This window comes from Kitasatospora sp. NPDC001660, from assembly GCF_053596725.1.
Window position 1 is genome coordinate 33,350 of record NZ_JBSFGU010000057.1, and the last position, 12,043, is coordinate 45,392.

General features: G+C 69.4%; 6 protein-coding genes and 2 pseudogenes. 7 read left to right on the top strand and 1 reads right to left on the bottom strand.

The window, feature by feature from the left end; translation table 11 throughout:
* The first annotated feature begins 155 nt into the window (after positions 1–155).
* From ACWCXH_RS35015 to ACWCXH_RS35040, 6 genes are all read left to right on the top strand, one after another.
* Complete coding sequence (locus ACWCXH_RS35015) at positions 156–1,298, top strand: hypothetical protein (RefSeq protein ID WP_344639299.1); 1,143 nt, start codon at positions 156–158, stop codon at positions 1,296–1,298.
* A 199-nt stretch (positions 1,299–1,497) separates the two neighbouring features.
* Entirely contained in the window at positions 1,498–2,949 is a 1,452-nt protein-coding gene (locus ACWCXH_RS35020; protein WP_449805545.1) for a tyrosine-type recombinase/integrase, read from the top strand.
* A gap of 966 nt (positions 2,950–3,915) precedes the next feature.
* Positions 3,916–5,175, top strand: coding sequence for a PP2C family protein-serine/threonine phosphatase (locus tag ACWCXH_RS35025; RefSeq protein WP_449805548.1), 1,260 nt, complete (start codon positions 3,916–3,918; stop codon positions 5,173–5,175).
* Between the two features lie 285 nt (positions 5,176–5,460).
* Positions 5,461–5,937, top strand: a complete 477-nt coding sequence (locus tag ACWCXH_RS35030; protein WP_158714250.1) for a DUF5994 family protein — start codon at positions 5,461–5,463, stop codon at positions 5,935–5,937.
* A gap of 908 nt (positions 5,938–6,845) precedes the next feature.
* A complete protein-coding gene (locus tag ACWCXH_RS35035; protein WP_449805549.1) occupies positions 6,846–9,035 on the top strand; it encodes an APC family permease in 2,190 nt (729 codons plus the stop codon).
* Positions 9,036–9,272: 237 nt separating this feature from the next.
* Positions 9,273–9,485: a hypothetical protein gene (locus ACWCXH_RS35040; RefSeq protein ID WP_449783922.1), complete on the top strand. Its 213-nt coding sequence runs from the start codon at positions 9,273–9,275 to the stop codon at positions 9,483–9,485.
* 154 nt (positions 9,486–9,639) lie between these two features.
* Here the strand turns inward: ACWCXH_RS35040 and dnaK are convergent.
* A pseudogene (gene dnaK, locus ACWCXH_RS35045) lies at positions 9,640–11,495 on the bottom strand (molecular chaperone DnaK).
* 232 nt (positions 11,496–11,727) lie between these two features.
* On the opposite strand from dnaK, the pseudogene ACWCXH_RS35050 reads away from it, so the two are divergent.
* Positions 11,728–11,856, top strand: a pseudogene (locus ACWCXH_RS35050) (serine/threonine-protein phosphatase); the annotation flags it as partial.
* Positions 11,857–12,043 lie beyond the last annotated feature (187 nt).

Sequence of the window (12,043 nt, forward strand, 5' to 3'; positions counted from 1 at the left end):
CACTGGTCGACCTGCGCTCGCGCCCTGAGGTCCCAAGACATCCGCCAGGACGGCCCTCGCGGCCGTCCGCCAGCTATATGGCGATGCGTCAGAATGGACCGAGACGGGTGCCGAGTGCCGAGCGCCTTCAGAGCACATCCCGGAAGTAGGGCTTCATGACCCGCTACTGCGTCGACCCCGACCGGAACGAGCTGACCGCCGCCTGGGGCACTGGCGAAGGCGACCTCACCACCCGTATCGCCGTCCTCCCCGGTGGCACGGACATCGCCGCATCCCTGCGTCTGGCCCGCGCTCTGACGCAACTGTCGGAAGCCGCCTGGCACACCTACACCCACCCCGCCAGCGCCGCCGACTCCCTGGAACCCAACAGCGAGGGCTGGCGACGCGAACAAGAACGCCAAGCCTTCAGCGAGGTCACCAAGGCCATCACCCAGCCGAACCTGCCACAGACCGGCCCGGTGATCGTCTCCTACAGCCCCCTGATCGAGTCCGCCCACCAGGTCGGCCGCGCCCTGCACACCCTCGACAATCCCGACCTGACGAAGGCCGTCCTCGCGGAGACCGCCATCGAACTCGCCGCCGTGGAGAGCGCCGAACTCGGCAACCTCACCGGCCGCGCGCAGCAGGCCGTGCTGCTCAGCCGCGAGGACGTCTCCCCCGTCCAGGTCGCCGCCGCCGACCACCTCCTCGAACAGGACCCCTTCGGCCCCGCGGCCCTGTTCTCCGATGTCGACCCGACCGCCGCCTCGGTCGCCGCCGCACACTGGCTGGCCGCCGCGGCCGAGGTCGCCGCCGACGCCTCCGGCCAGAACCCCACCGCGGTCCTCCTCGAAGCCGACGACATCGAGGCCCTCCCCCACGAGACACCCACCCTCGTCCTCGAACTCCTCGACTCCGGCGCCTCCCCCAACGACGCCGTCACCACCCTCGTCCGCCACGCCATGCACGTCGCCGACGGCCTCCTGCCCGACCCCACCGCCCTTCGCGAGCAACTCGACGACTTCGAGGAGACCCTCGCCGAGTACGCCGGCGACGAACCGGACATCGAGGACGTCGCACTGCGCCTGACCCCGCTCGACCCCAAGCGCCCGGCCCGCGATCTTCTCGAAGACCTCCTCGCCGGCATCCACGGCTGCTGGCTCCTCCACAGCGAGTACGACGAACTCGACAACAAGGAGGAGGACGACACCGAGAACGACGAGGAACGCGAGGCCGAAGCGCACCAGCACCACAGCCGCGCGCGCTTCGCCCAGCTCGTACGCGCAGCCGCCACACGCAACCACGACCGGCTGATCTGAGGCGCCCGGTACCCGAGAGAGCCCGACCGGCACGGTCACACGCGGAATCGACAAACCCACTCAGGGTTCTTCCCTTGGCGCCCGCTCACGGGAGACCCCCAGCTCATCCTCACTTTTCGGGGCTGGTGGTCGCATGGTGGTCGCCTGCGACGCCCAGACTGGAAGAGAACGATCCGCGCACCCCTTCGAGGCGATCACCATGCGCAGCTCACGCACCACCGGCGACCGCGGACGCGTCTACCGGCGCTGCGGCTGCCGCGACGACCACCGCCGCCAGCTCGGCACCCGCTGCCCGCACCTCGCCGCCGACCCCCGGCACGGCAGCTGGGCCTTCGCCGTCGACGTCCCCTCCGCCGACGGCCACCGCCGCACCATCCGCCGTGCCGGTTTCCCGGACGAGACAGACGCTCGCATCGCCCTGCGCCGCTTCAACGAGTCCCTGCCCATCGGTGTCGTCACCGACCCGAGGCAGAGCACCGCCGACTACCTGACCGGCTGGCTCGCCGAGAAGGAGCTCCACCTCAAACCCACCACCATCGCCCGCTACCGCGACTACATCGAACAGGACCTCATCCCCGCCCTCGGCGCCATCCCCCTCGACGACCTCACCCGCCCGCACCTGCGCGCATTCGTCACCAACCAACTGCGCCACCACCGCGGCAGAGTCACCGTCCACCGGATCATGTCCACCCTCTCCAGCGCCCTCAGCGACGCCGTCACCGGCGAACGCCTCCCCCGCAACCCCGCGAAGCCTCCGCTCATCTCCAGGCCCGCCGCAGCCGAACGGCACCTGTGGACCGAAGAAGAGGCGGCCCGCTTCCTGCGCTTCACCCACCTCACCGACCCGCTCTACGCCGACATCGCCGAACTGATGATCGGAACCGGCCTGCGCAAGGGCGAGGTCCTCGGCCTGCGCTGGAACGACGTCCACCTGCCCGAGCGCACCCTCTTCGTCCGCGCCACTCTCTCCGTCATCGACAACACTCGGCTCCTGCTCACCGCCCCCAAGACCAAGGGCAGCCGCGCCTGGGTCGCCCTGTCCGACCGCGTCGCCGACGCCCTGGACGACCGCGCCGGCTCACGCGCCTTCGGCCACATCACCCCCGTCGGCGGCTACGTCTTCCACCGCCACGGCCGCCCCCTGCACCCCAAGACGGTCCTCGACCGCTTCCACCTGCTCTGCGACAAGGCCGGCGTCCCCCGCATCGCCCTGCACGACCTGCGCCACCTCGCCGCCAGCTTCGCCATGGCCGCAGGCGTCCCGCTCCCGATCGTCTCCAAGACCCTGCGCCACCGCACCCTGTCCACCACCGCGAACATCTACGCCGAACTCACCCGCCTCGCGGAGCGGGCGGCCGTCGACGCCATCGCCTGGACCCTCAACACCGCCGACCGCGCCGACCTCGGCCGGCCCGCATGCCGCGCCCGGCGCCCATGGCACCAGAACCCGCGCCCCCACCACCGCCTGGCCGCCCATCAGACGCCACAAGAGATCGAACCGACCACCGCCTGGCCGATGTGGCCCGGCGACCACACTGCGACCACCAGCCGACGGGACATCAAAAAGGCCGCTCCCGCCAGAAGCGGAAACGGCCTACGACCTGCAGTTATGCAAGTCGGGACGACAGGATTTGAACCTGCGACCCCTTGACCCCCAGCAGGGCCTATCTCGTCCACCCCGCATGACGCCTGATACCACCTCATGACATCCAGTCCGTGAGAGGCGCGTGAGAGGCAGCGCGCGAGCGGGAGTTCGAAAGTGATTTGCCTCACCCTCTGATGGTAAGACTTGTTCCGCTCTCTCCAGGGGCCCTCATGTCGTTCCTCGTCACGGCGCGGCTGCGGCTGTCGACTCCGGATCAAACGATCCTGCACCGCTCACCAACAGACAGCAGATGGGAAGCTGCGGCCAAGAACACGCCAATCCGCAGGTTACCGCCCGCCTCAAGACGCCGAATCCAAATAGCCCACTCGAGGGCTAGCAGGCGAATCTTCTACGGCACCGCACCCTCCGCGCCGGGCGCTCCGCCCCCGCTGCACCAGCCTCCGCCACCTACTTCACCACCGCCCGGCATCAGCGATGGCCCGGCACACAGCGCCGCCCCCAGAAAAGGCCGTCCCCGCATCTCTGCGGGGACGGCCTTCCGGCCTGCGTACGCAACGCCGACCGGGACAACAGGATCTGAATCCGCGCCCCCTACCGCTCATCACCCCATGATATTCCCGCCGAAAGGGCGGACATTTTTGCGATCACGAGTCGCAGAGTCAGGGGTCCTGCCTCACTGATCTGCATATTCGCCTCCTCGCGATCGTCCTACCGGTAACTTCTCCCGGCACTTTCCAGGATACTCCGCACTGCGAGAATTCGAGCCCGCCGTGCACATAAATTATTACTTTGAAGATTCCCATGCGTAACGTTCGACCGAAAAGTCATCCGAGAGACACCTTGCGCCGTACCCACGGCGACAAGATCCATCCTGGCTGAGGTGTCGCAGGGTGAGGTCCAGTGCCATGCTGGGACAAGGGAAATCCCTGTGAGGCGTGCGCCGATCCGCGTAGAGGCAAGGCGAGGAAGCCGGCCGAGGAAGAGGACTGCTGCGGGGAAACCGAGGTGCCCATGGCGGAATTCGCGCGGGAGAGCCGCACGGCTGCGGTGGACCGGTCGGAAGGATTCGGTGAGCGGCTGCTGGGGCATATGCTGGACCGGGCTCACGAGGTACCGCCCCAGCTCATCGCTCCGCTGGTGGCCGAAGAAGTGCGCACGATCGGTGGCCGGGACGTCTCGATCCTTCTCCAGGACTACGGCCAACTCATGCTCGTGCCGCTCCCCGGCAGGGGCCTCGCCGTTGGGGATCCGGTGCCCATCGACGCTTCCCGGGCCGGCGAGGTCTTCCTCCGTGCCACCCCTGCCGAGCACCCGCAGGCTGACGGCATACGAATGTTCCTGCCGCTCCTCGACGGCAGCGACGAGGTCGGGGTGCTCGCCGTCACCCTCGACAGCGTCGATGACAATGACCGCCGGTTGCTACGCCGTCTCGCCGGACTGGTCGCCGACATGCTGGTCACCAAGAACGGCTACACGGACCAGTTCTTCCAGGCGCGGCGTCGCGAGCCGATGAGCGTGGCGGCGGAGATCCAGTGGTCGCTGCTGCCCCCGCTGGCGATGAACACCCCGCAGGTCGCAGTCGCCGGGATCCTGGAGCCCGCCTACAACATCGCCGGCGACAGCCTGGACTACGCCCTCAACGACGACATCCTGCATCTGGCCATGATCGACGCGATGGGCCACGGCTTGAACGCCGCCGTCCTGGCGACCGTCGCCGTGGGCGCCTACCGGCATGCCAGGCGCGCCGGCGTCGGGCTCGCCGAACTGTACGCGTTCATGGACGCCGCCATCGACCAGCAATTCGGCCCAGACCACTTCGTCACAGCGCAGATGATGCGACTCGACATCGGAACAGGCCACCTGCAATGGGTCAACGCCGGCCACCCGGCACCGTTGCTGATCCGCGGCCACCGGGTCATCCAGGCCCTGGACAGCCCCGGAACCCTGCCGGTCGGCTTCGGCGGTGACACACCACAGATCAGCGAGCGGAAGCTCCGGCCCGGCGACCGGGTGCTGTTCTACACCGACGGCCTCGTCGAGGAACACCAGACCGGCGGGGAGCAGTTCGGCGAGGAACGCCTGATCGCCGTCATCGAGCGCGTCGGGCCCGCCAGTGGCGGGGTGCAGGAGATGGTGCGGGACCTCTCCCACACCCTGATGCGGGAGAGAGGTGGGACCACAACCGATGACGCGAGCCTCTTCCTGGTCGAGTGGCGCGGCGGCACCGCCGATCACCTCGCGATACCAGAACGGTGGGCGGCCCCTCAGTGAGACCGGCCGCAGGCCCGCCCGGAAGGACAGCGCGCACACCCTGCGCCCGTGCGTACATGCGTTGTTCGGACGTTGCCGGCAACTCCCGTCGGCGCGCCGATCCGGCCTTCACGGGAGACGAAGGTCGACCGACGGCGACCCACCGACCGACCCCTGCTCGCCCCGGAGGTCAGGGCTGTGGCCAGATTGTACGGTGGAAGAACCCACCGTCCACGGCCTGCGGATTACTGCGGTGCCGTGGCGGCAGCACCAGGCCGTCCAGCAAACCCGAGGCGGGTGTTCGACATGACCGCGACCTCCGATCCCACCGCCGCCCAGCCACCGGAGCCAGAACCGCCGGTCCGCATCTCCCTGACACCCGAGGGCGCCACCCGGGGCCGGCTGGACGGGGCCTGGTGGCCGCGCTCGCACGACCTCCTGCGCGAGCTGCCCCCGCTGGCGGCAGCACTGGACCCCACGTGGGGGAAGATCACCCGTGTCACCGTGAATCCGACGCACTGGCCGGTCATCCCCCGACGCGTCCCGGTCGCAGGCCACGTCATCCACGTCGGGTGGTTCGAACAGGAGCAGGACGCGGACGAGGTGATGGTGTGCTCCTTCATCCCTCTGCGCCTGGAGCTCCTGGTGATTCCCCCCGAGGCCGAGGCCTCCGCCGCCGAGTGGCTGATGACAGCGGCGTCCGACCCGGCCAACACACGCACCGGCACCGACCTCCTGACAGCCGCAGGTGTGCCGACCGCAGACCTACGGGCCGACGGGTGACAACGATCGGCAGAGGACGAAATCATTCCGTTCGCCGCCAGGCCCGACTCCGACTTCCCGCCGTCGGCTCGTCGGCACCACGGATCATGCAGGCAGAGCGCGGACATCGCCCGGGCATGCACCGCCGCGCGCCCAGATCGTGCCTTGCTCCTCGGCAGCCTCGCAGTCGATGATCGGAGCCGCACCGCGCGGAGGGACGTCCGGCCCAGGCACCGGTGATGCGGCGCGCCGCGCCGGTCCCTCTGGCCGCGGGCTGATCCCGCTACTCGCGCGACCACTCGGTTTCGGCCTGAGGCTCGCCGACCGAGTGCCGCCCCTCCCAGGCTCGGACCCTGATCGCCCGGGGGCCGGGAGCGGGGCTGGAGAGCGTACGGACGAACACGTCCCGAAGGTGATTCGCCGCCTGCTGGGGCGGCCCGTCGTACTCCAGGGGGTTCGGCATGGGAGCGCCGTCCTGCTGGGACCAACGGCCGTCGTCGTCCTGGGTCTCGAGTATCCACCGGTAGTACCGCATCCTGGCCTCCCACTCCGACGAGCCCGTGCCAGAACACGACCGTAGGGGCTGGACAGGCCGCCCGCGACCGGGGCACTTCCACCAGCACCGCCGCGCGGCCGGTGATCGCACCGAGTCGCCCGGTCGGTGCACCGGGCGAGTGCAGCGCGCACGCCCCCGATAGGGAATGGGAGACGCCCACAGACCTCGGAGGTCGCTGGTGTTCGAAGCAGGTGACATCCGGGAATGGCGAGGCCACGACGTGCTCGACGCCGCCCGCCGTGCCGAGCATGCGGCGGCCCGGCGTGTGCCTTGCCCCGGGCAGGGGACGCCATGCGTAACACTGTGTGCTGTGTCGAGTACAAGTCCGGACGATGGCGGTGCCCGGGAAGGCGGCGCGTCGAGCCCCGACGCCCTGCTGTCGGCGCTCGATGCGGAGCAGCTCGGGGTGTTGCGCCGGGTGGGGATTGAGTGGGGTCGGGTTGCCGGGGATCCGCAGGCATGGCGACGTGCGCTGCCGGTGGATCCGGATCTCGGTCGGTATCCCGCTCCTTCGGAGATCGTGCCGGTCCGCTTCGGTCGTTTCGTGCGGGTCGCCGCGGTTGGCGGACGATCACCGGCGGTTGAGGCGACCAGCGAGGACACACGGACTTCTCGGCTCGGCCGGGTCGGTTCCAGGGTCCGGCACGTGGTGCTCGGGGCTCCGCTGAGGAGCACCGCGATCGCGCATGAGCGGATGCGCAAGCTGGTGGCGCTACCGGTGCTCTCCGCCGACGCGCTCTCCTCGGTCGCGTACGGACCTGAGGCGATGCTGGCCGTCCTCGTCCTCGCTGGTGCCGCCGGGCTGCGGTACTCGGTGCCGATCGCCGTGACGATCGTGTTCCTGATGCTCGCGGTCGGGGTGTCCTACCGTCAGACGATCCGCGCCTATCCGCACGGCGGTGGTTCGTACATCGTCGCCACCGCCAACCTGGGCCGCGTTCCGGGGCTGGCGGCCGCCGCCGGACTGATGACCGACTACATCCTCACGGTCGCGGTCTCGATCGCCTCCGGCATGGCGGCGGTCACCTCGGCGATCCCCTCGCTCGAACCCGACATCGTGCCGATCGGCATCGTCGTGATCGCTGTGCTGCTCGCCGGGAACCTCCGCGGCGTGCGACAGGCGGGTGCGCTGTTCGCCGCACCGACGTACGCCTTCGTCATCGCGGTCCTCGCACTCGTCGCCGTGGGTCTGTCCGATGCTGCCGGCCACGGTTTCCACCCGACGGCAACACCACAGCCGACCGCGACCGAGGGCATCAGCCTGCTCCTGGTCCTGCGTGCCTTCGCCTCCGGCTCGACGGCTATGACAGGCATCGAGGCGATCTCCAACGCAGTGCCGGCCTTCCGGCCGACCGAGTGGCGCAACGCCCGCACGACACTGACCTGGGTGATCGGTCTGCTCGTCGCACTGTTCGCGGGCACGATCGCTCTGGTCCACCTCGACGGCGTCGTGCCCCGTGCGAACGAGACGGTGCTCTCACAGCTCGCCCATCGCACCTTCGGCTCGGGTTTCTTCTACGTCTTCACTCAGGCCGCAACCGCCGCGATCCTGCTCCTCGCCGCCAACACCGCCTACAACGACTTCCCCCGCGTCCTGTACCTGCTGGCCCGCGACAGTCAGGCACCGCGGATCTTCCTGCGGCTGGGCGACCGCCTGGCCTTCAGCAACGGGATCATCCTGCTCTCCGTCGCGGCGGCGGCGATCTACACGGCGTTCGGCGGCAAGACCGGCCCCCTGATCCCGCTCTATGCCGTCGGCGTCTTCCTCGCCTTCACACTGTCACAGACAGGCATGGTCGTGCACTGGTGGCGCCTGCGCGACCGCCACTGGCGCAAGAGCCTGGCCTTCAACGCCACCGGCGCCCTGCTCTCGGCGATCGTCTTCATCACCGCCGGCATCACGAAGTTCACCGAGGGCGCCTGGTTCGCCGTGCTCACGGTGGGACTGTTCATCCTGGTGACGACACGAATCCGGCACCACTACGACACGGTCGGCGCGGCGATCGCCCTGCATCCCCATGCCGTCGAAGTCCCCAGCCGCACCATCACACCTCCGAGATCAGGGGACGGCGCAACACGAGCCACCGCACGGACACCGGGCGCCGCGCCCGGGGCGCCGTCCGAGACCACGGCCGAAGCGGAGAGCGAGGAGACTCCCGAGGAGATCCACCCCCTGTCGATCGTGCCGATCGCCTCACTGAACCTGGCCGGCATGCGAGCGCTGGCCTATGCCGCCTCGCTCCAGCAACCCGTCCTCGCGCTCCACATCAGCCCCAGCGCGGACGAGGCACAACGCTTCCGCGCGTACTGGAACCAGTGGGGCGACCACCTACCGCTGAAGATCCTCCTCTCCCCCTACCGCGCGATCGTCGCACCACTGGTCAACTACATCGAATCGCTGCACCACCAGCGCCCGGACCTCACCCTGACCGTCATCCTCCCGGAGATCGTCGTACGGCACCGGCGCCACCGCCTCCTGCACAACCGGCTCGCGGCCCGGCTACGGAGAGCGCTGCGCCCCCTGCCGAAGGTGGTCGTCACGACAGTCCCGTTCCACGTGTAGGACAGCGGCGGCACCGAGCAACCCGACGTGTCCGACCGCGCACAGCGGCACATCCGTTTCGGCGGGCCACCGGGACGGTTCCTCGTCCGCCCCGGAAAAGCCGACCCTCGGCAAGGGCGGGCGCAACGGATAGTCGGCCCCGGGCCGACCAGGGCACGGAGGTGGACACCAGGCCCCTTGGGCGGGCATGACAGGGCTCCGATGGTGGACCCGGGCGCAAACCTGGACAATCAGGCCATGGCAGGCCTTGAGGCGAACCCCGGAACAGTGCATCTCGCCCATGGGGCGGGATACGTCAGCCCCGGCGTTGCGCTCGGCGAGTCGGTCGAGGGAATTGTCCGTATCGACGAGCACGGATGGGTGCACGTTACTCAGAAGGACGGATCCCGGGTGTCGTTCCCGCCGCACGCTGTGGAACGCATCGACTGGGGCGAGCCCGCTTCCCAGTAGGGCTCGGTCAGGTCTGTTTTCGCGCGGGTACGTCGCGGTGAGCAGGTGGGGCGGGCGCCGGACGGGCGGGGCGGGTTGTCGTGACTGGAGGGTGGCCGCTGTCACGGATGACGCCCCCAAGGCGGTCGTCCCGGGCCCGGATCGGCGGGCCGGCTCATCCGGTTTCTCCTTTCGGGGTCTGGTCGTCGACGATCTCCGCATCGACGACCTCTTCCTCATCGCCGCTCTGCGTCGGGCCGGTGCCGGCCGAGGCTTGCGGGCCGCCGGCCTGGGCGTAGAGGGCGGTGCCGATCTTCTGTGCGACGGTGGCCGCGCGCTCCATCGAGGTGCGGACGGCCGGGCTGTCCTCGCCCTTGAGCTTGGCCTTCAGGTCCGCCAGGGCCTCGTTCACCTCGGACGTGACGTCTGACGGGATCTTGTCCGGGTTGTCCTGGAGGAGTTTCTCGGTGGAGTAGACGAGGTGTTCGGCCTGGTTGCGGGTCTCGGCGGCCTCCTTGCGGCGACGGTCCTCCTCGGCGTGCTGCTCGGCCTCGCGCATCATGCGCTCGATGTCCTGCTTGGGCAGGGAGGAGCCGCCGGTGACGGTCATCCTCTGTTCCCGTCCGGTGCCGAGGTCCTTGGCCGCGACGTGCATGATGCCGTTGGCGTCGATGTCGAAGGTGACCTCGATCTGCGGCAGGCCGCGCGGCGCCGGCGGCAGGCCGGTCAGCTCGAACATCCCGAGCTTCTTGTTGTACGCGGCGATCTCGCGCTCGCCCTGGTAGACCTGGATCTGCACGGACGGCTGGTTGTCCTCGGCCGTCGTGAAGATCTCCGAGCGCTTGGTCGGGATCGTGGTGTTGCGCTCGATCAGCCTGGTCATGATGCCGCCCTTGGTCTCGATGCCGAGGGACAGCGGAGTGACGTCCAGCAGCAGGACGTCCTTGACCTCGCCCTTGAGGACACCGGCCTGCAGGGAGGCGCCGATGGCGACGACCTCGTCCGGATTGACGCCCTTGTGCGGGTCCTTGCCGGTCAGCTCCTTCACCAGGCCGGTGACGGTCGGCATACGGGTCGAGCCGCCGACGAGGATGACGTGGTCGATGCCGGACACCTTGATCCCGGCGTCCTTCACCGCCTGGTGGAACGGGGTCTTGCAGCGTTCCAGCAGGTCGGCGGTGAGCTGCTGGAACTGGGCGCGGGTGAGCTTCTCCTCCAGGTGCAGCGGGCCCTCGGCGGAGGCCGTGATGTACGGCAGGTTGATCGTCGTCTCGCTCGTCGAGACAGCTCGATCTTGGCCTTCTCGGCGGCCTCGCGCAGCCGCTGCGCGGCCATCTTGTCCTTCGACAGGTCGATGCCGTAGCCGTTCTTGAACTGCTGGACGAGGTGGTCGACGATCTTCTGGTCCCAGTCGTCGCCGCCGAGGTGGGTGTCGCCGTTGGTGGCTTTCACCTCCACCACGCCCTCGCCGATCTCCAGCAGGGAGACGTCGAAGGTGCCGCCGCCGAGGTCGAAGACCAGGATCGTCTGGTCACTCTCCTTGTCCAGCCCGTACGCGAGGGCCGCGGCGGTCGGCTCGTTGACGATGCGCAGCACCTTCAGGCCGGCGATCTCCCCGGCTTCCTTGGTGGCGGTGCGCTGGGAGTCGTTGAAGTAGGCGGGGACGGTGACGACGGCGTCGGTGACGTCTTCGCCGAGGTATGCCTCGGCGTCGCGCTTGAGCTTCTGCAGTACACGGGCGGAGATCTCCTGCGCGGTGTACCGCTTTCCCTCGACGTCGCCGGTGTCGGGGAAGCGCCAGTGCGGGTCGCCCACGTGGCGTTTGACGGAGCGGGCGGTGCGGTCCACGTTCGTGACGGCCTGGCGTTTGGCGACTTCGCCGACCAGCACGTCGCCACCCTTGGCGAACGCCACGACTGACGGGGTGGTGCGCGCCCCTTCCGCGTTGGGGATGACGGTGGGCTCGCCGCCCTCCAGGACACAGACGACGGAGTTCGTGGTGCCCAGATCGATACCGACGGAGCGAGCCATCGCGGCGCCTCCTCCCGCACGAGCGGATTCCCGGGCCAACCCCCTCTTCCTCACTCGTAAAACGTGAGTTGCGCGGTGTCAAGGGCTGGCGGGAGTCCCATTGGCGGGGGCCTGCGGCGACCGCCTGCACTGTTGATGCGATGGGAGTGTCGGGCCACCCGCCGGGGGGCGGGAGGGGCCCGAACGCTCGGTGGTGAGGAGGTTCGCCATGACTTCCGCACTGCGGTACACGGTCAACCGCGTCGAGCGCTCGCAGGCCGGGGTGCGGGCCGGGGTGCGCGCTCTCTCCCACGCCCTGAAGGAGAAGCGGGGCGGTCGTACGAGTGACGACGCGACCCTGTTCCTGATCGAGTGGCGCTGAGACACCCGCGCCCCCGCCGCGGCTCTCCTGAGCGGCCGGATCGGCCCGGCGCGGGCGGAGTACCGTGGGGATATCGGGGCGGCCCGAGCCGCCTCTGAGGGTCGGCCCTCGCTCAGCTGGCTCGGCCCGCGCCCGCGGACAGGTGGCGAGCCATGTCGGACGAAACCAGCGCTTCGCACTACGGGCT

Bases quoted from the DNA above. Each gene is read 5' to 3' on its own strand.
- ACWCXH_RS35015 (WP_344639299.1), top strand. From the start codon at position 156: ATGACCCGCTACTGCGTCGACCCCGACCGGAACGAGCTGACCGCCGCC.
- ACWCXH_RS35020 (WP_449805545.1), top strand. From the start codon at position 1,498: ATGCGCAGCTCACGCACCACCGGCGACCGCGGACGCGTCTACCGGCGC.
- ACWCXH_RS35025 (WP_449805548.1), top strand. From the start codon at position 3,916: ATGGCGGAATTCGCGCGGGAGAGCCGCACGGCTGCGGTGGACCGGTCG.
- ACWCXH_RS35030 (WP_158714250.1), top strand. From the start codon at position 5,461: ATGACCGCGACCTCCGATCCCACCGCCGCCCAGCCACCGGAGCCAGAA.
- ACWCXH_RS35040 (WP_449783922.1), top strand. From the start codon at position 9,273: ATGGCAGGCCTTGAGGCGAACCCCGGAACAGTGCATCTCGCCCATGGG.